The organism is Nonomuraea corallina (assembly GCF_027620315.1).
In the GTDB taxonomy this organism is placed as follows: domain Bacteria; phylum Actinomycetota; class Actinomycetes; order Streptosporangiales; family Streptosporangiaceae; genus Nonomuraea; species Nonomuraea corallina.
Window position 1 is genome coordinate 15906 of record NZ_JAPNNL010000026.1, and the last position, 18709, is coordinate 34614.

General features: G+C 71.9%; 20 protein-coding genes. 7 read left to right on the forward strand and 13 right to left on the reverse strand.

Annotated features, from left to right (window positions below):
* Positions 1-93: 93 nt before the first annotated feature.
* The gene (locus OUY22_RS09635; RefSeq protein WP_270154487.1) at positions 94-840 is read right to left on the reverse strand and encodes a class I SAM-dependent DNA methyltransferase; all 747 of its coding nucleotides are present in this window, start codon (positions 838-840) and stop codon (positions 94-96) included.
* Between the two features lie 87 nt (positions 841-927).
* Positions 928-1674 carry an SDR family oxidoreductase gene (locus OUY22_RS09640; RefSeq protein WP_270154488.1) on the reverse strand — a complete coding sequence of 249 codons (747 nt, stop codon included), beginning with the start codon at positions 1672-1674 and terminating at the stop codon, positions 928-930.
* 70 nt (positions 1675-1744) lie between these two features.
* Between OUY22_RS09640 and OUY22_RS09645 the strand changes: the two genes are divergently transcribed.
* A complete protein-coding gene (locus tag OUY22_RS09645) occupies positions 1745-2650 on the forward strand; it encodes a sigma-70 family RNA polymerase sigma factor (protein ID WP_270154489.1) in 906 nt (301 codons plus the stop codon).
* 151 nt (positions 2651-2801) lie between these two features.
* Here the strand turns inward: OUY22_RS09645 and OUY22_RS09650 are convergent, their stop codons facing one another.
* Complete coding sequence (locus OUY22_RS09650) at positions 2802-3278, reverse strand: hypothetical protein (protein WP_270154490.1); 477 nt, start codon at positions 3276-3278, stop codon at positions 2802-2804.
* A 145-nt stretch (positions 3279-3423) separates the two neighbouring features.
* Between OUY22_RS09650 and OUY22_RS09655 the strand changes: the two genes are divergently transcribed.
* Positions 3424-4005: a hypothetical protein gene (locus OUY22_RS09655; protein WP_270154491.1), complete on the forward strand. Its 582-nt coding sequence runs from the start codon at positions 3424-3426 to the stop codon at positions 4003-4005.
* On the opposite strand, the gene OUY22_RS09660 is transcribed toward OUY22_RS09655, so the two are convergent.
* The 3 genes from OUY22_RS09660 to OUY22_RS09670 form a co-directional block, all read right to left on the reverse strand.
* On the reverse strand, positions 3990-4388 hold the full coding sequence (locus OUY22_RS09660) for a hypothetical protein (RefSeq protein ID WP_270154492.1): 399 nt from the start codon (positions 4386-4388) through the stop codon (positions 3990-3992). The genes OUY22_RS09655 and OUY22_RS09660 overlap by 16 nt on opposite strands.
* Positions 4389-4588: 200 nt before the next feature.
* Positions 4589-5968, reverse strand: coding sequence for a dihydrolipoyl dehydrogenase (gene lpdA / locus OUY22_RS09665; protein WP_270154493.1), 1380 nt, complete (start codon positions 5966-5968; stop codon positions 4589-4591).
* A gap of 40 nt (positions 5969-6008) precedes the next feature.
* Positions 6009-6395 carry a tautomerase family protein gene (locus tag OUY22_RS09670; protein WP_270154494.1) on the reverse strand — a complete coding sequence of 129 codons (387 nt, stop codon included), beginning with the start codon at positions 6393-6395 and terminating at the stop codon, positions 6009-6011.
* A 145-nt stretch (positions 6396-6540) separates the two neighbouring features.
* Here OUY22_RS09670 and OUY22_RS09675 point away from each other — a divergent pair, with 145 nt between their 5' ends.
* The 3 genes from OUY22_RS09675 (at position 6541) to recD2 (ending at position 10391) form a co-directional block, all read left to right on the forward strand.
* A complete protein-coding gene (locus tag OUY22_RS09675; RefSeq protein ID WP_270154495.1) occupies positions 6541-7599 on the forward strand; it encodes a quinone-dependent dihydroorotate dehydrogenase in 1059 nt (352 codons plus the stop codon).
* Entirely contained in the window at positions 7596-8150 is a 555-nt protein-coding gene (locus OUY22_RS09680; protein ID WP_270154496.1) for a GNAT family N-acetyltransferase, read from the forward strand. Before OUY22_RS09675 ends, OUY22_RS09680 begins: the two co-directional genes overlap by 4 nt.
* A gap of 66 nt (positions 8151-8216) precedes the next feature.
* The gene (gene recD2 / locus OUY22_RS09685) at positions 8217-10391 is read left to right on the forward strand and encodes an SF1B family DNA helicase RecD2 (RefSeq protein ID WP_270154497.1); all 2175 of its coding nucleotides are present in this window, start codon (positions 8217-8219) and stop codon (positions 10389-10391) included.
* 4 nt (positions 10392-10395) lie between these two features.
* On the opposite strand, the gene OUY22_RS09690 is transcribed toward recD2, so the two are convergent.
* From OUY22_RS09690 to OUY22_RS09715, 6 genes are all read right to left on the reverse strand, one after another.
* The gene (locus tag OUY22_RS09690) at positions 10396-11988 is read right to left on the reverse strand and encodes a beta-N-acetylhexosaminidase (RefSeq protein WP_270154498.1); all 1593 of its coding nucleotides are present in this window, start codon (positions 11986-11988) and stop codon (positions 10396-10398) included.
* Positions 11985-12836: an N-acetylmuramoyl-L-alanine amidase gene (locus OUY22_RS09695; protein ID WP_270154499.1), complete on the reverse strand. Its 852-nt coding sequence runs from the start codon at positions 12834-12836 to the stop codon at positions 11985-11987. Before OUY22_RS09695 ends, OUY22_RS09690 begins: the two co-directional genes overlap by 4 nt.
* Positions 12837-12891: 55 nt before the next feature.
* Entirely contained in the window at positions 12892-13140 is a 249-nt protein-coding gene (locus tag OUY22_RS09700; protein ID WP_148035189.1) for a hypothetical protein, read from the reverse strand.
* 120 nt (positions 13141-13260) lie between these two features.
* Positions 13261-14310, reverse strand: coding sequence for a LacI family DNA-binding transcriptional regulator (locus tag OUY22_RS09705; RefSeq protein ID WP_270154500.1), 1050 nt, complete (start codon positions 14308-14310; stop codon positions 13261-13263).
* 419 nt (positions 14311-14729) lie between these two features.
* Entirely contained in the window at positions 14730-14933 is a 204-nt protein-coding gene (gene bldC, locus OUY22_RS09710) for a developmental transcriptional regulator BldC (protein WP_013133571.1), read from the reverse strand.
* 323 nt (positions 14934-15256) lie between these two features.
* Positions 15257-16120: a hypothetical protein gene (locus OUY22_RS09715; protein ID WP_270154501.1), complete on the reverse strand. Its 864-nt coding sequence runs from the start codon at positions 16118-16120 to the stop codon at positions 15257-15259.
* Between the two features lie 106 nt (positions 16121-16226).
* Between OUY22_RS09715 and OUY22_RS09720 the strand changes: the two genes are divergently transcribed.
* Both OUY22_RS09720 and OUY22_RS09725 read left to right on the forward strand, forming a co-directional pair.
* The gene (locus OUY22_RS09720; RefSeq protein WP_270154502.1) at positions 16227-17306 is read left to right on the forward strand and encodes a Glu/Leu/Phe/Val family dehydrogenase; all 1080 of its coding nucleotides are present in this window, start codon (positions 16227-16229) and stop codon (positions 17304-17306) included.
* Between the two features lie 153 nt (positions 17307-17459).
* Positions 17460-17681: a DUF3073 domain-containing protein gene (locus OUY22_RS09725; protein WP_270154503.1), complete on the forward strand. Its 222-nt coding sequence runs from the start codon at positions 17460-17462 to the stop codon at positions 17679-17681.
* A 97-nt stretch (positions 17682-17778) separates the two neighbouring features.
* Here OUY22_RS09725 and OUY22_RS09730 read toward each other — a convergent pair whose 3' ends face one another.
* The gene (locus OUY22_RS09730) at positions 17779-18657 is read right to left on the reverse strand and encodes an alpha/beta fold hydrolase (protein WP_270154504.1); all 879 of its coding nucleotides are present in this window, start codon (positions 18655-18657) and stop codon (positions 17779-17781) included.
* Positions 18658-18709: the final 52 nt, after the last annotated feature.

Below are 18709 nucleotides of genomic sequence, written 5' to 3' on the forward strand. Positions count from 1 at the left end.
CGCCATCAGAGGAAGTAGAGGTACTGCACGCCACGACCCTAACAAAGGGCCCAGGCGTCCCCCCAGAGGTTTTCCGGCCGGGACGCTTCGCGGTCAGCCGGGAAGGCGGTAGACCGACACGTGGGACGGCGAGTCGGCGGTGAACTCGGTCCCGGCCCAGTCGGCGTGCCTGCTCTCCAGCTCGAACCCGGCCAGCTGCGCCATGAGGTCCAGCTCGGCCGGCCAGACGTACCGGTGCGGGCTGCGCCACAGCCGGGCCCGCGTGTCGTCGCCGAACCGGAAGTGGTGCGAGACGACGTGCTGGCGCAGCACGTCGTAGGTGTCGAGGCCGATGTAGCCGGGCTCGCACTGCCAGACCGTGGCCTGCTTCCCGGGTGGGAGACTGCGCAGTTCGGGCACCCACAGCTCGATCACGAACCGGCCGCCGGGGCCGAGGTGACGGGCGGCGTTGCGGAAGCACGCGACCTGCTCCGCCTGCGTGAGCAGGTTGGAGATCGTGTTGTAGACGAGGTAGACCAGCGTGTACGTCCCCGGCGCGACGGCCGACGCCATGTCGCCTTCGACGACCGGGATCGTCGCCTCGTCCGCCTTCGTCCGCAACTGGTCGATCATCGGGCGGGACAGCTCGATGCCGGTGACGCCCACTCCCCGCTGGGCGAGCGGCACGGCCACCCGGCCGGTTCCGACGGCGAACTCGAGCGCCCGGCCGCCGTTCGCCAGCTCGGCGAGGCGGGCCACGGCCGGGTCCAGGACCTCGGGGGCGAACATGCCGGCGCCCGGCGTGTCGTAGCCCCGGGCGGCCTCGGCGTCCCAGATGTCCTGTTGTGGCATACCGGCCATGATCGTGACCTGCGCCGGGGGTGTCGAACGGTTTTCCCTGGGCGACCGGCTCCGCCCTCCGGGGAGGCGCGGGAAGGCCGCCGGCCGTCACGCGGACGTCACCCGCTCGGCGAGGAACTCCTCCCACGTGCGCCTGCCCCGCTCCGCACCCTCCAGCGCCAGGTTGTCGCCCGCCCGGTAGGCGCGCCCCGCCCTGCCCGGCATCCTGACCGGCAGCATCGGCCGCCGCCCGCCCCGCGCCTCCAGGTAGCCGCGCACCAGCTCGCGCATCCCGTACACCTTCGGCCCGGCGAGGTCCGGCGCCAGGCCGGAGGGCGCCCCGAGGGTCAGGTCCACGAGGCGGGCGGCCACGTCGCGGGCGTCCACCGGCTCGAACCGCAGCCCGCCGGGGACCGGCACCACCGGGAGCCTGGCGAGCTGCGTCACCGCCTTGAGCACCAGGTCGTGGAACTGCGCGGCGCGCAGCATCGTCCAGGGCACGCCCGAGTCCATCACGGCCCGCTCGGCGTCGCGCTGGTAGCGGAACCAGGCCAGCGGCACGCGGTCCGCGCCGATCACCGAGATGTGCGCCAGGTGCCGGACCCCGGCGCGGGCGGCGGCCGCGGTCAGGTTGCGGGCCGCCACGTCGTCGTCCTTCGGGCCGCCCGCCAGGTGCAGGACGGTCTCGGCGCCGTCCACGGCCGGCTGGAGGCCGTCGCCGGTGAGCAGGTCGGCGGTGACGTCACCACCCCGCCGGGCCAGGACGCGCACCTCGTGCCCGGCGGAGCGCAGCAGCGGTACGACGATCCTGCCGAGGGTCCCGGTGCCGCCGGTGACCAGAATGAGGGATGCCATGGTGTGCTCCACAGTCGTCGATCGAGTGGGTCTGCCTGGACGACACCCCGCGGGGAAGGAATGTGACACGGTGGACGAACGCGATGCGATGACGCAGCGGTTCGAGGAGGAACGCGGCCGCCTGCGGGCGGTCGCCTACCGGATGCTCGGCTCGGTGAGCGAGGCCGAGGACGCGCTCCAGGAAGCCTGGCTGCGGGCGGGCCGCGCCGGCACCGGCGACGTGGCGAACCTGGGGGCGTGGCTGACGACCGTGGTGGCCCGGGTGTGCCTGAACACCCTGCGCTCGCGACAGCGCCGGGACGAGCAGCCGCTGGACGGCCGCGTCCCGGATCCGATCATCAGCCCGGAGTCCGGCCTGGACCCCGAGCACGAGGCGGTGCTGGCGGACTCGGTCGGGCTGGCACTGCAGGTGGTGCTGGAGACCCTCTCGCCGGCCGAGCGGCTGGCGTTCGTGCTGCACGACCTGTTCGCGGTGCCGTTCGAGGAGATCGCGCCGCTGCTCGACCGGTCGCCGGCGGCGGTGCGTCAGCTCGCCAGCCGGGCCCGCCGCAGGGTGCGCGGGCAGGCCCCGGCGCCGGACCCGGACCCGGCCCGCCAGCGCGCCGTGGTGAACGCGTTCTTCGCCGCCGCCCGTGACGGTGACTTCGACGGGCTCGTCTCCGTGCTCGACCCGGAGGTCGTGCTGCGGTCCGACGGAGGGGTGGCGCGGGACCGCCACACGGTCGTGCTCAGAGGCGCGAGGACGGTGGCGGGGGAGGCGGTCACGTTCGGGCGGCTCTCGCCGTTCGCCCGGCCGGTGCTCGTCAACGGTACGGCCGGCGTGGTGGTCGTGGCGAAGGGCCGGGCGCTGTCCGTCATGGCGTTCACCGTCACGGACGGCAGGATCGCGTCCATCGACGTGATCGCCGACCCGGCCCGCCTGGAACGGCTGGTCCCCCCGCCTCACGGACCCGCCATCGACGCCTGGATGAGGTGAGGCTAAGCCCGCTGTTCGTCAGACGCCCCTCCGCACATACCGCTCTGATCGCGACCGCCCTGATGATCGCCGCCTGTGGTGGCAGGCCCGAGAGCGAGCCCGCCGCCGGCGGCGACAAGAAATCAACAGCGGCCGCAGATGACGAGCGGGCTCACTTGGACAGGTAGAGGGTCTTCCAGGTGCCGGCGTACAGGCAGACGTCGGACGGCCGGCTCCGCTTGCCCTCGGCGCAGACCTTGAGCTCGACCTGGTAGACGTCGTGGTCGGTGAACGCGAACTTCTTGGCCGTCCGGTAGGTGCAGTCGCGGACGCTGCGGTGCTTGAACGGCAGCTGGTTCCCGTCCCGGTAGGTGATGCGGAACACGGCCCAGCCGCAGACCTTGGACGAGGCGGCGTAGTCGTAGACCTTGCCGGTGATCTTCACGGAGTCGGCGGTGGGGAGGTCGGCGTGGTCCTCGCCCGTGGCCGTCAGCGTGCCGACGGCCTTCGCCTTCTGGCCGGGAGCGTAGCGGGGACCCCACGGCGAGGACGCCTCGGCGGTGGCGGTCGCGGCCTGGGCGGCGGGGGCGATCAGGAGCATGGCGCCTGCGGCGAGGGCGAGAGCGGCGACGGGGCGGGAGAGCGACATCGGGGGGTTCCTTTCGGGAGGTGTTGCATGCACTGTCCGTCGCACCGCTTGCAGGCCCCTTGCCGTGTGGAATATGCCGCTTTCAACGCTCTTGCTCGTGCAGGGGCCGCGATCAGATGGTGACAAACTCCGATAACGTCGGCGCATGCTGAAGACGATCGCGGTGGCGGTGGCGGGTGCGTTGCTGACGCCCGCGCAGGCCTCCGCCATCCCGAAGAACTTCCTGCTGTACGAGAAGCAGGCGCGGCAGGACAACGAGCACTGGTTCGTCAGCCAGGACGACATGGAGGACGTCTGGAACATCCAGTGCTCCCCCGTGATGTTCTCCGGGTGGAAGGCCAGGCGCGACGCCGCGTACGACACGAAGATCGGCGGCGGTCAGCGCACCGACCGCAGACGCGGTGAGCAGCTGTTCGTGTTCGGCAGCGCCAAGGGCGCGGACAAGATGATGGACCGGATGCGGGCGCTGATCAAGGAGTGCGGCGGGACGGTCAAGTCCAAGCGGCTGCGCATCGGCGACGAGGCCCTGCAGGCGGCACGGACGATCAAGGCCACGAAGAAGGTGCCGTTCCCGCAGACGCAGAAGTTCGTCGCCGTGCGCGAGGGCTCCGCCGTGGCTATCTACTGGGACATGCACAACGCCGCCGCGCCGCTGCGCACCCTGGCCAGGCACCGGGCGGACGCCAGGAAGATGGCGGCCAAGATGGCCCGTTACTGGTCGAGGTAGGCCCTGGCGTCCTGGTGCACCAGGCAGACGATCACGGCGACGGCCAGGGCGAGACCCAGGATGGCGCTGAAGGCGAGACCGCCGTTGGCCAGCAGGTTGACCAGGTAGCCCAGGATGTTCAGCGCCATGACCATGATGAGGCCGACGCGGGCCCAGCGCCTGCGCGCCGAGAGCTTGACCGTCAGGAAGGCGATGAGCACGACCAGGACGACGCTCCACAGGATGACCATGATGAGCCGCGTGGCCTCCTGCGGGGCATGGCCGGTCACGTCGGCGGCGGCGAACAGCAGGAGGACGACGGTCACGCCCATCAGCGCGATGTCGATCCAGAGCAGGATCCGAGCGGTCCGCACCGGTCCTGGCATGGAGATGGCTGCGTCCATGGCATGACCGTAGCCGTCCTGCCCGCCGCCGGGCCCGCCTTTGCGAAGGCTTCTCGTCCGTCGGCCGGTAATCGGGCGGCCCCGGCTCGACGAGCGGGCGCTGAGGCAGCCGCCTGGCGCGGCGGGCCGTGACCGCGGCGGCGTGTGCGGACCGCCGACGCCTGCCGCTCGGTGGGTCAGAGGTGCGTCGGGTCGAGGCCTCACATGTTGATCATGTGGCCGGCCAGGCCGTGGATCGCCTCCTTGACCGCCTCGCCCAGCGTCGGGTGGGCGTGCACGTTGCGGGCCACCTCGTGCACCGTCAGGTCCCACTGCTGAGCCAGCGTCAGCTCCGGCAGCAGCTCGGTGACCTCGGGGCCGATCAGGTGGGCGCCCAGCAGCTCGCCGTGCTCGTTGTCGCTGATGATCTTGACGAAGCCGTTCGGGTCGCCCAGCCCGTGGGCCTTGCCGTTGGCGGTGAACGGGAACTTCACCACCTTGACGTCATAGCCCAGGTCGCGGGCCTGCGTCTCGGTGTAGCCGAAGCTGGCCACCTGCGGCTGGCAGTAGGTGGCGCGCGGGATCATCACGTAGTCGAGCTCCATGGTCTCGGCGCCCGCGATGGTCTCGGCGGCGATGATGCCCATCGCCTCGGCGGCGTGCGCCAGCATCAGCTTGGCCGTGACGTCGCCGATCGCGAAGATGTGCGGCACGTTCGTGCGCAGCCGGCCGTCGACCGCGATGGCGCCCCGGTCGGTCAGCTCGACGCCGGTCTTCTCCAGGCCGTAGCCGTCGACGCGCGGCTGGAAGCCGATCGCCTGCAGCACCTTGTCGGCCTCCAGCACCTGCTGCTGCCCGTCGCGCGACACGGTGACCTTGACCGAGGAGCCGGTGTCCTCGATGTTCTCCACCCGGGTGGAGGTGTGCAGCTCGATGCCCAGGCGCTTGTAGCGCTTGGCCAGCTCGGCCGAGACCTCCTCGTCCTCCAGCGGCACGATCCGGTCGAGGAACTCCACGATCGTGACCTTGACGCCGTAGTTGTGCAGCACGTACGCGAACTCCACGCCGATGGCGCCCGCGCCCGCGATGATGACGCTGCCGGGCAGCTCCTCCGACAGGATCTGCTCCTCGTACGTCACCACCCGGTCCGACAGCGACGTGCCGGGGATCAGCCGGGTGGTCGCGCCGGCGGCGATGATGCAGTGGTCGAAAGTGATCGTCTCGTCGTTCACCTGGATGGTGTTGGCGTCGAGGAACGTGCCCCGGCCGTCGTACTCCTTGATGGAGTTCTTCTTCATCAGGTAGTGGATGCCCTTGACCCGGCCGTCCGCGACCTTGCGGCTGCGGGTGAAGGCGGCGCCGTAGTCGAACGTGACCTCACCCTGGATGCCGAAGGTCTTGGCCTCCTTGGTGAAGATGTGGGCCAGTTCGGCGTTGCGCAGCAGCGCCTTGGACGGGATGCAGCCCACGTTCAGGCAGACGCCTCCCCAGTACTTCTCCTCGATGACCGCCGTGCGGAGCCCGAGCTGGGAGGCACGGACGGCGGCCGTGTATCCCCCCGGACCCGCGCCCAGGACCACGACGTCGTAGTGAGTGCTCATGAGTCGGACCATACCGCCCGCCGGGGGGCGCGCCTGACCGTCACCCCCGCGGCTGGACGTCCACCCGGTAGGGCAGCACCAGCTCGTCGGCCACCACACCGCGGATACCCCAGTTGACCTGCGGCATCTCGATGATGGTGATTTCCACGTCTTCCGGGTCGTACGGGAGCCGCTCGTAGATCGTACGGATGAGCGCGCGCTTGGCGTCGTCGCTGCGGCCGGTGAAACAGACGATCTCCACGATCAGGTAGGCGTCGGAGCGCTGCGGGCAGATCAGGTCGTCGGCGTCGAGCAGCAGGAACCGGTGGAACCGCTTGCCCTCCGGCAGCCCCCACGCGTCGACCAGGCAGCCGTGGAGCAGGTCGGAGACCTCGCGCTGCCGTCCGGCCCACACCTCGCGCCGCCCGTACACCTTCACCTGTGCCATGTCCGCCACTATAGAAGGCATGATCCGCGTCCGGCGGCACCGCGTCGAGGCCACGGTGAAGGCCCAGGTGAGCGTCGGCCAGGCGGGCACGACCGGGGCGGTCGGCGATCACCGCCACGAGGCCGGGTTGGTAGCCTGACGCGTGATGTATCGCCTCGTCTTCACGCACGTCCTGCGGCGGCTCGACGCCGAGACCGTGCACCACCGCACCGTCAGGGGCCTGGCCCTGCTCGCCAGGACGCCCCTGCTCAAGCGCCTGCTCCACCGGGCGCTCGCCCCGCACGACCCGGCGCTGCGGATCACCGCGTTCGGCGTCCACTTCCCCGGCCCGCTCGGGCTGGCCGCCGGGTTCGACAAGGACGCCGCCTGCGCCGAGGCCGTGGCCGCGCTCGGCTTCTCCCACGTGGAGGTGGGCACGATCACCGCGCACGCCCAGCCGGGCAACCCGCGCCCGCGGCTGTTCCGGCTCGTGGGCGAGCGCGCGGTGGTCAACCGGATGGGCTTCAACAACGCCGGCGCCCAGGCCGCGGCCCGCCGCCTGCGCCGCACCCGCGGCGTGCCCGCCGTGGTCGGCGTCAACATCGGCAAGACCAAGGTGGTGCCCGAGCCGGAGGCGGCCGCCGACTACGTCACCAGCGCCAAGGAGCTGGCGCCGCTCGCCGACTACCTGGTGGTCAACGTCAGCTCGCCCAACACGCCCGGCCTGCGCGACCTGCAGGCGGTGTCGCTGCTGCGACCGCTGCTGACCTCGGTCAAGGAGGTCTGCGACGGCACCCCCCGGCGCACCCCGCTGCTCGTCAAGATCGCGCCCGACCTCGCGGACGACGACGTGGACGCGGTCGCCGACCTGGCGCTGGAGCTGGGGCTCGACGGCATCATCGCGACCAACACCACGATCGCGCACGACGGCCCCACCGGCGGGCTGTCCGGCCGGCCGCTCAAGGCGCGCTCGCTGGAGGTGCTGCGGCGGCTGCGCGCCCGCGTCGGCGACCGGCTGACGCTGGTGTCGGTGGGCGGCGTCGAGGACGTCGACGACGTGTGGGAGCGGCTGCTGGCCGGGGCCACGCTGGTGCAGGGCTACACGGGCTGGATCTACGGCGGGCCGCTGTGGGCGGCGCGCATCCACCGGCGGCTGGCCCGGCGGGTCCGGCTGCACGGGATGACCTCCATCGGCGAGGCGATCGGCCGGACGGCGCCCCGGTGACCGGGGAGGTCGCGCTCGGCGGCGGGGTCGTGCTGCGTCCGCTGGCGCCTGACGACGCCGAGGCGCTCGCGGCGGCGTACGTCCGCAACCGCGACCACCTGCGCCGCTGGGAGCCGCGTCGCGCCGAGGAGTTCTTCACCGCCACCGGGCAGGTCGCCCGGGTGGAGGACATGCTGAAGTCCCGCGACGAGGGCCGGATGTTCCCCTGGGTGCTCGCCGACGGCCCGCTGATCGCCGGCGTCGTCAACCTGAACGACATCGTGCTCGGCGCCTTCCGCAACGGCCACCTGGGCTACTGGGTGGACGCCGGGCACACCGGCCGCGGCCTGGCCACCGCCGCGGTGCGCGAGGTGTGCCGCGAGGCGGCCGGAACGCTGGGCCTGCACCGCGTCCAGGCCGGCACCCTCCTCGACAACGACAGGTCCCAGCGCGTGCTGCGCAGGTGCGGGTTCGAGGAGATCGGCGTGGCGAGGAAGTACCTGCGCATCGACGGCGAGTGGCGCGACCACCTGCTGTTCGAGAGGATCCTGGACGACGGCCCTGCCGGGTAGGACTGTCGGCACGGAAGGCTAGGGTCCGAGCGTCGGATGCCTGACACGACGGCCGGGAGTTGAGTGGTGGCGCGCGCGAGACCCGACGAGGCCGAAAACACGAGTGCGGTCACGGTCGAGGTCACGGTCGAGCAGCTCGTGCACGTCGGCGACGACGACTACACCGTCGCCCGCGCGAGCGCCGACGACGGGGCCGCCTTCGTCGCCGCCGGCCGGGCGCTGGCCGGGGCGCAGCCGGGGGAGCGGCTGCTGCTGTCCGGCGAGTGGGGCGAGCATCCCCGCTTCGGCGCCCGCCTCCAGGTCCGGCGGTGCGAGCGGGTCGCGCCGTCCACCGTCCGCGCCATCGCCCTCTACCTCGGCTCCGGCCTGATCCGCGGCGTCGGGCCGCGGCTGGCCCACGCCATCGTCAGCCACTTCGGCGAGGAGACGCTCAAGGTCATCGACACCGAGCCGGCCCGGCTGCGCGAGGTGGTCAACATCGGCGCCATCCGGCAGGCCCAGATCGTCGAGGCGTGGGCCGAGCAGAAGGCCGTCGCCGCGCTCATGGTGGCCCTGCAGGGCTTCGGGGTGAGCCCGCTGCTCGCCGCCAAGATCTACCAGACGTACGGCGACGAGTCGCTCCACGTGCTGACCACCGACCCCTACCAGCTGGTGGGCCGGGTGCGCGGCATCGCCTTCCAGAGCGCCGACCGCATCGCGCTGCGCTCCGGCGTCCCGGAGGACAGCCCGCAGCGCGTCAAGGCGGCCGTGGTCGACCGGATCGAGGCGGCCGCGGCCGGCGGCGGCCACTGCTTCGTGCCGTTCCGCGCGCTCGTCGCCCAGGTGGCGGCGCTGGTCGAGCAGGACGAGCCGAAGATCAGGCAGGCCGTCGACGCGCTCCACGCCGACCGCCGGGTGGTCGTCGAGACCGCCCCCGACGACCCGGGCCGCCTGGTCGTCTACGGCAAGCAGGAGCACAGCCGCGAGGTCGCGCTGGCCGGCCACCTGGCCCGGCTCCTCCGGGCCCCGTCGGCGCTGCGGCTGCGCCCCTACCAGGAGGACGACGCGCTCCACGACGACCAGCGCGCGGCCGTCAACCTGGTGCTGACCAGCACGGTCACGGTGCTGACCGGCGGTCCCGGCTGCGGCAAGAGCCACACGGTGTCCGCCATCGCCGCCACCGTGCGGGCGATGGGCGGCAGGGTGACGCTCGCCGCGCCCACCGGCAAGGCCGCCAAGCGGCTCTCCGAGCTGACCGGGCTGCCCGCGATGACCGTCCACCGCATGCTGGCCCAGCAGCCCGAGGACGACGGCGCGCTGTTCCAGGAGCGGCCCGTCGAGGCCGACCTCATCGTGGTGGACGAGGCGTCCATGCTCGACCTGCAGCTCGCCACCCGGCTGGCCTCGGCCGTCCCCTCGGGCAGCCACCTGCTCCTGGTCGGCGACAGCGACCAGCTCCCCAGCATCGGCCCCGGCAGGGTGCTGGCCGACCTGCTGAGCGTCGAGGAGATCCCCCGCGTCCGGCTCACCCACGTCTTCCGCCAGGCTCAGGACAGCGGCATCATCCGGGCCGCCCACCGCGTCCGCGCCGGCGAGCTGCCCGGCCTGCCCGGCGGTGGCGGGTTCTGGTTCGAGGAGCTCGACGACCCGGTGGCGGTGGCCGACCGGGTCATCCACCTCGCCACCGAGGCCATCCCCCGCAAACAGGGCATCCGCCCCGACCAGGTGCAGGTGCTGTGCCCGATGCGCAAGGGCGTCACGGGCACCGTCGAGCTGGGCCGCCGCCTCCAGGACAAGCTCAACCCGCCGGGCGACGGGATCGACGAGCACTGGTACGGCTCCTCGGTCTACCGCGCCGGCGACCGGGTGCTGCCCATCCGCAACAACTACGACAAGGGCGTCTTCAACGGCGAGACCGCCACCGTCACCGCCGTCGACCCGCGCGAGCGGCTGGTGGAGCTCCGCACCGACGACGGCCGCACGGTCGAGTACGCCTTCGACGAGCTGGACGAGCTGACCCACGCGTACGCGATCAGCGTGCACCGCTCCCAGGGCAGCGAGTACCCGTTCGTGGTCGCCCCGATCGTCGCCGAGTCCGGCGGCATCATGCTGCGCCGCAGCCTGCTCTACACGCTGGTGACCAGGGCCAGGTCGTGGGTGGTGCTGGTGGGCCGGCTTGAGGCCCTGGAGACGGCGGTGCACACCCTCGGCCGCCGGCGCAACACCGCGCTGCCGCGGCGGCTGGCCCTGGCGCTGGCTTGACGGGTCACATGCTGGGCCGGGTCGACTCGGGGTCGAGGGTCATGGCCTCCAGGCGGGGCATCACCTCGTCGAGCCGGACGACGCCGGGCAGGTGCGGCCTGCGGCGCTGCCACGGGTGCGGCCCGGCCGGCGGCCGATACTCCACGCCCAGCGCGTCCAGCCGCCCCAGGTGGGCCTCCAGCCGCCCGGCGAAGTCGTCCCGGCCGCCCCAGGCGATGTCGGCCAGCGCGCAGGCCCTGGGCCACATCCGGTAGTCGAGGGTGCGCGGGTCGGCCACGCGCTCCGTCCACAGCTGCGCCTGCACGCCGATCACCCGTTCGCGCTCCTCGGGCGTCCAGCCGGCCGGGGCCGGGTCGAACGCCGCCACGTCCGCCACCGTGATCGTCTCGCCGATGGCCAGCGGCTCGTCCGGCGAGGCCGCCTCCGCGTAGTCGAAGTAGAGCGGGAAGACCGCGGTGGCCACCACGTCGTGGCCGGCGGCGGCGGCGCGGCGGCCGACGCCCTGGCCGCGCCACGGCATGACCACCGTGTCCTGCCGCAGGCCGCCGCTGACGAACGCCTCGTCCCACACCACCGCGCGGCTGCCCCGCTCGGCCAGCGCGTCGGCCAGCCGCCGCAGGAACCACGCCTGCAGCTCGTTGACCGTGGCCAGGCCGAGCGACTCGCGGTAGGCGTCGATCTCGGGGGAGGCGGCCCACTGGTCGAGCACCACCTCGTCGCCGCCGATGTGGACGTACGGGGTCTCGCCCAGCGCCCCCAGCAGCTCGTCGAAGACCGTGGTGAGGAACTCGACCGTCGGCGGCAGCGGCGACAGGATCGCGGGGGAGATGCCCCACCGGTCGAGCACGTCGTGCGGCTCGCCCGTCGCGCCCAGCGACGGGTAGGCGGCCAGGATCGCCGAGGCGTGTCCCGGCACGTCGATCTCCGGCACCACCGTCACCGCCCTGGCGCGGGCGTAGGCGGCGATCTCGGCCAGGTCGGCCAGCGTGTAGTAGCCGCCGTGGGGGATCTCGTCGAACGCCTCCGGCCGCCCGTGGGGGTGCACGGCCGAGCGCGGCCGGTGGGAGGACACCTCGTGCAGCAGCGGGTAGGCCCGGCTCTCCACGCGCCAGCCCTGGTCGTCGGCCAGGTGGAGGTGGAGGCGGTTGAGCTTGTGGATCGCCATCAGGTCGACCAGCCGCATGACCTCCCGCTTGGGGAAGAAGTGGCGCGCCACGTCGAGATGCAGGCCGCGCCACCCGAAGCGGGGCTCGTCCTCGATCCGCACCCCGGGCACCGTCCACGAGGACGCGGCGCCGTACCGGAAGGCCGCGTCGGGCAGGAGTTGGCGCAGCGACTGGGCGGCGTGGAACGCGCCCGCCCGGCCGCCCGCGACGATCTCCACCCCACGCGAGCCGACCGTCAGCCGATACGCCTCGGGGCCGAGCGCCGGGTCGAGCCGCAGGTCGACGGCGCCGTGGTCGCCCGGCAGCAGGTCGAGCCCCGGCAGCGCGGTGCGGACGGCGGCGACCAGGTCCGGCGGGCCCGAGACCGTGGCTCCGGCGGGCAGGTCGTAGGAGGCGGACAGGGACCGGCGCAGCTTGGGGGAAGGGATCACGGTCTCAAATAGTCCTGCAAACCGTTCGCGAGCGCCACCGCGATGCGCTGGCGGAACTCCGGGTCGCGGAACTTGGCGGCCTCGCCCGCGTTGCGCATGTTGCCGGCCTCGATGAAGATCTTCGGCACCGTCGACAGGTTGAGCCCGCCCAGGTCGTTGCGGTAGTCGAGCCCCTTGTCGCCGATGTAGGTCGAGTACGGCAGCCCGGTGCCCTCGCGGAAGGCGTCGCGCACGGACTTGCCGAGCCGGGACGAGGCGCCCACCACGGGGTCGACCGGGCCGCCGATCTTCTTCGGCATGATGACGTGGAAGCCGCGGTTGCCGGGGCTGGAGCCGTCGGCGTGCACCGAGATCGCGGCGTCGGCCTTGCTGTCGTTGCCGATCGCGGCCCGTTCGGTGATGCACGGGCCGACGCCGGTGTTGCTGGAGCGGGTGAGCTTCACCGTCGCGCCGCGGCTCCTGAGGATCTTGGCCAGGCGCTTGGACACGTCCCAGGTGAACGCCGCCTCCGGGTAGCCGCTGTTGGTCGCGGTGCCGGTGGTGTCGCAGGCCTTCCACTGGGTCAGCACGTTGACCTTGCGGTTGATGGCCTTGGGGGCGCGGGCGTTGCCTCCGTTGTGTCCCGGGTCGATGACGACGACCCTGCCGGCGAGCGGCCGGGCGGCGGGGGCCTTGTCGGCGGGCCTGGCCGAGCCGGCCGGCCCGGCCTTGCCGGCGGTGGCGCTCGCCGTGGGCCCGGCGTCCCGGCGCGCCATCTGATCCGCCGCGGGGACACCGGTCGCGGTGCCCCCGCAGGCGGAGACGATCAGGCCGCAGGCGGCCAGGGCGGAGGCGGGAAGAGCACGCATGCGCTCCAACTTACGACACCCTCGCCCGGCGGGGGCGGTACGCCGCGAACCCCGCTCACCACACGTGCTCGCCGACCTCCTGGCGCTGGAGCAGCGCGGCCAGTTCCCGCGCGTCCTCGGCGTCCAGGCCGAGGACGACGCGGGGGCGGCCCCACGGGTGGTCGAGCGAGTGGGCGACGTAGCTGGCGACGGACTCCACGCCGACGTCGGTGCCCCGGCCGCGCCCCGCGCGCCACTGCGCCCAGGCCCGCTCAAGCTCGGCCGCGGCACGCTGGGCGCACGACACCAGTTCCGGATCACGCATGGCTGTCCCCCGGATCAGATCGTGGCCGGACGGCGAGTCCGGCCACAATGAGCATGACCCTGTGAGTAAACCTCCGGGCGCGGCCGTCACGGAGCGTGTTGACCCACCCTTGGCCTCCTCTTAGGCGGGGCCGGTGCTGCGCCGCACGATCAGCTCCGGGGTGACCTCGCGCAGCCGGGCCGCCTTGCCCGGCTCGGAGATGCGATCGCTCAGCAGCGTCGCCGCGGTCCGTCCCATGGCGCGGCGGGGCTGGTCGACCGAGGTCAGGGAGATGTGCTCCGACGCCGCCAGGTGGGTGTTGTCGTACCCGACGACGGACAGGTCCTCCGGCACCCGCAGCCCGAGCTCGCCGGCGGCGGTCAGCACGCCGAGCGCGAGCACGTCGTTGGCCGCGAAGATCGCGGTGGGCCTGGGCTCGCGGGTCAGCAGGGCGAGTGCCGCCGTCCTGCCGCCGTCCTCCGACGAGTCCGCTGCCTCGACCATGATGTACGGGGCGAGCGAGTGCCTGCGCATGGCCACGAGATAGCCCTCGCAGCGTGAGGGGCGCGGCCCCTCGATGTGCGCGATGCGCTTGTGCCCGGCGGTGACCAGGTGGTCGATCGCCAGCCGGGCGCCGTGCTGGTCGTCGTCGACGACGATGTCGACGCCGTCGAGCTCGATGTCACGTTCCCCGACGACCACCGTGGGGGTGTACGAGGTGGCCTCGATCAGGGTCTCGCTGGTGGGGGCGATGCCTAACAGCACCAGCCCGTCGACCCGCAGTTCCAGGAAGGCCTCGACGGCCTCGTCCTCGAACGCCGGGTCCCACTGGCTGTTGCCGATCAGCATGCGTAACCCGTCGCCGTGCAGGCTCTCCTGCAGTCCGTCGAGGAACTCGGCGTAGAAGGGATTGTGCAGGTCGGCGACGAGTGCGCCGACGAGGTGCGTGCGGCCTTCCACCAGGCTGCGCGCGACGGCGTTGGGCCGGTAGCCGAGCTCTCGGGCCGCCTGCAGCACGGCCTGGCGCCGGTGCTCGCTCACGTGCGGGGATCCGCGCAGCACGAGTGAGACCAGCGATTTCGAGACGCCGGCTCGCTCGGCGACGTTGCGGATGGTGGGCCTTGGTCGAGGCAGCGTGTCTACCTCTCTCAGCTCGGTGATGGTCGATGTCTTGACTGGCGGTCCTGGCATGTCTCCCCCGCGTTGCGAAGTTGGGGCACCTGTACCACCAAACGATCGAGTTCGCCGCAGGGTACGGCTTCTGAGACGGAAGCCGGGGAATCGCCGGACATCCGCAGGTCACCGGGAGAACGAGGCCGGAGCACTCAGAGGCTCGACGGCTGCGATGACCGCTTCCGGGCCGCGCGACGCCCAGGTCGCGCACCTGTGCCGCGCCGCTCAGCGGGGCGCGGGCCGACCCACGGGACGGAGCCCGGGATGATCCACGGGATGGAACGCGGGATGATCCACGGGATGGAACGCGGGAAGGATGGCGCCGGGCGGGCGGCGCCAACTCCCCTGTACGACGTCCGAGTCGTCACTCCGGGTGGACCGGACCGCGCCGGCCTGGCCCACCGTGAGAACCCCCCTAGCCGGTGACGACTCCTGTCTCATTCCGAACGCTGCTGCGGAATCCCCGCCAGCAGGGCGCGGACCTCGGTCTCCCGGTAGCGCCGGTGACCGCCGAGGGTGCGGATCGACGTCAACTTGCCCGCCTTGGCCCACCGGGTGACGGTCTTGGGGTCGACCCGGAACATGGTGGCGACCTCGGCGGGCGTGAGCAGCGGCTCGGCCTCGGGTGTACGAGCTGACATTTGTGCGGCCTCTCCTCCGTGTGGACCGGCTTCGCGATCCCTGCGACTGCCTTTGCGCGTGTCACGGATGTCCCTCTATGGCCCAGAGCGTGCGGCATTTCTGGGCCATATGCGGCATCACCCGATGTGACCATACCGCCACGGAGAGCGATTGGCGAGCCCTTCTTTGACCCAACTGCCCGCTCCTGCGGCGATGTCACGCTCGGTGATTCTAGCGACACGTTTCGTGGTATCGCAGTGAAAACGGCAAACTACTCAGTTCGCAGAAGTGAGCAGCCGCGACTCATGACCGGCTCTTGCAGGTCAGACGGCCGCATTGGGGCTCAGTTGGACGATTCTAGGAGTTGCATTGACTTCCAGCGCAGGATGACCCTCTGGTACATGGCATAGGCAAGCTCTTCTTGACCCGTGTCCAGCCCCGTCAGAGCCGCCGAGAGCTCCGCCACCGACTGGTCGGCCTGCAGCGCCTCGTCGTCCATCAGATGGACCAGGCCGCCGTAGTCGAGCTCGACCAGGGAGTGCGGGTGGAACTCCTCCAGCCACCGCGCCACGTCCTCCACGTCGATGTTCGGCACGGCGTCGCCGAGGTTGCGCCGCAGCACCTGCAGCGCCCGTGCGGCGCGCCTCCTGGCCTGGGCCATGGACGTGACGTAGATGAGGTTGCGGCCGGTCGCGGTCGTCACGTCCTGCCCCGGCGCGGAGGCGCCGAGCACCAGCCAGCGCTCGTTGCCGTCGAACGGCACGAACCAGGAGGTCGGCACGTGCCAGGCCGTGGTGCGGATGTGGGTGCGCAGCGCGTCGGACCCGCCGGCCCGCTTGTAGCGGTCGAAGTCGTCGGCCGTCTGCTCGGCGATGGCGTTCGGGACGAACCGGTCCATCAGCTTCACCGGGATGCTGCCCCGCAGCCGTGAGAAGGCCAGCCAGGAACGCAGCCGGGTCTGCCAGGGGCAGACGTACAGACGGTCCTCCACCCGCCGCAGGTAGGCGTTGGGGCTCTCCTGGGCGGGTACGGGATGAGGAGGCATGCCGAGCAGGCGCCTGACCGACTCCCCGTGCTCGGCCTGGAGCGCGTTGGCCCGGCGTGGGCGGTCGCCGGAGTCGGCGTAGTCGGCCCAGACCTTGCGCTCAGACTCGGCGAACGCGGTCAGCGGCTCATAGACGCGGAGGTAGGCGGCATAGGGCAGCACGGAGGCATCGTGTCATGAAGGCAACCCGCCGTGCATCGTCGTGCCTATTACGCTTGGAGCGATCTCCGCCGCGAAGGGGCGGCGGACCGGACAGGGAGTCACTACCGTGACCGACGTCTTCGGACCGTCCCACAAGGACGTCCACGAGCAGGTCGTCTTCTGCGCCGACGAGCAGAGCGGGCTGCGCGCCATCATCGCCATCCACAACACCGCGCTCGGCCCGGCTCTCGGGGGTACGAGGTTCTATCCGTACGAGAGCGAGCAGGCCGCCCTGGCCGACGTGCTCAACCTGGCCAAGGGCATGGCCTACAAGAACGCGCTGGCCGGGCTCGACCTCGGCGGCGGCAAGGCCGTCATCATCGGCGACCCCGCCCGCGACAAGAGCGAGCCGCTGCTGCGCGCGTACGGCCGCTTCGTCGAGTCGCTCGGCGGACGTTACGTCACCGCCTGCGACGTGGGCACCTTCAGCGAGGACATGGACCTCATCGCCCGCGAGACGCGCTTCGTCACCGGCCGCACGCTCGCCCACGGCGGCGCCGGCGACTCCTCCATCCTCACCGCGTACGGCGTGTTCCAGGGCATGCGCGCCTCGGCCGAGCGGGTCTTCGGCGCCCCGACGCTGCGCGGCAGGCGGGTCGGCGTCGAGGGCGTCGGCAAGGTCGGCCACCGGCTGGTCGAGCTGCTGCGCGAGGACGGCGCCGACGTGGTCATCTGCGACGTCAGCGAACGGGCGATCGAGCGGGTCAGGCGGCTCCACCCCGAGGTGGACGTGGTCGCCGACGCGCGCGAGCTGACCGGGGCCGACATCGACGTGTTCGCGCCGTGCGCGCTGGGCGGGGCGCTGGACGACGAGACGGTGTCCCGGCTGCGCGCCAGGATCGTCTGCGGCGCGGCCAACAACCAGCTCGCCCACGCCGGCGTGGAGAAGCAGCTCGACGAGCGCGGCATCCTCTACGCGCCCGACTACGTGGTCAACTCCGGCGGCGTGATCCAGGTGTCCGACGAGCTCGAGGGCTTCGACATGGAACGGGCCCGCGCCAAGGCCGCGCGGATCTACGACACGACGCTGAAGATCTTCGCGATGGCGTCGGAGGAAGGCGTACCTCCGGCGGTCGCAGCGGATAGGCTAGCTGAGCGCAGAATGTCGGAAGTCGGGCGGATAAGGGGCATATGGCTAGGGCGCTGACGCCCCACGCCCATACGACGTACCGAGCTGGGCACAAAACAGGTACGGTAATAGGCGAACGATAGGCTGACGCCCGAAGTCAGGGCGGCGTCAGCGTGTGGTGCGTTAGCGACGAGGGGTCGGGAGACGACCCCACACGAGGGGGTCGAGCCAATGGGGCGCGGCCGAGCAAAGGCCAAGCAGGTCAAGGTTGCTCGCCAGCTGAAGTACAACAGCGGTGGCACAGACCTTGAGCGACTTCGGGACGAACTCGGGGTCAAGGACTCCAGCAACGACGACGCCGACGACCTCAACGACGAGCTGGCGGATCGCTATGCCGATTACGCCGACGACTACGGAGACGACGACGACGGCCGATCGTCCGGCCGCCGCTAGGCGTTCCCACACTCCTCGTTGACCACGGGGAGGTCTCCGGCGACCGCCGGGTCCTCCGCGGCAGCGGGCAAGCCCCACGGGTGACCGTGGGGCTTCGTCACGCTTCCGGTGTTCCCGCGGCGACGGCGACGCGCTCCGTGGCGAGCCGGGCGAGGAAGCCCGCGACGAGCGGGGCGATCTCCGGCAGCCTCTCCTCCAGCGCGAAGTGGCCGGTGTCGAGCACGTGCAGCTCGGCGTCGGGCAGGTCGCGCAGATAGGCGTGCGCGCCCGGCTCCGGGAAGAACGGGTCGTCGCGCCCCCACACGATCAACGCCGGCGGCCGGTGCTCGCGCAGCCACGCCTGCCACTCGGGGTAGCGCGCGACGTTGGAGCGGTAGTCGAGGAGGAGCGCGAGCTGCGCCTCCTTGCGGCCCGGCAGATCGAGGAAGTGCTGGTCGAGCGTCCAGCCGTCGGGCGCCACCAGGGCCGGGTCGGCCGTGCCGCCCTCGTACTGGCCGCGGGTGACCGGCAGCGTCAACAGCGGCCCCAGCGCCTCGGCCGGCGCCTGGATGGTGGCCCTGGCCTGCTCGGACAGCCCTTCCTCGTACGCGTTCGCGTTCTGCACGATCAGCCCGGCGATCCACTCGGGGTGGCGGACGGCCAGGCGGAACCCGACCGGCCCGCCGAAGTCGAACGCGTACAGCACGAACCGCCGCAGCTCCAGCGCCGTCACGAACCCCTCGACCACGTCGGCGAGCCGGTCGAAGGTGTACGTGAACCCGTCGGGGACCTCGGTGTGGCCGGAGCCGGGACAGTCGGGCGCGATCAGCCGGTGGCCGCCGCCGAGGGCGTCCATGAGCCGCCTGTACTGGTGAGACGCCGAAGGGAAGCCGTGCAGCAGCAGCACCGGCACGCCGTCCGCCGGGCCCGTCTCCCGGTAGAACACCCGCACGTCGCCGACGTCGGCGAAGCCGTGCCGGACTGAGGGAAGGTCCATAACTAATGCCTCTCTCGCTCGAAGACGCATTAGTTCTAACACCGGGCTACTA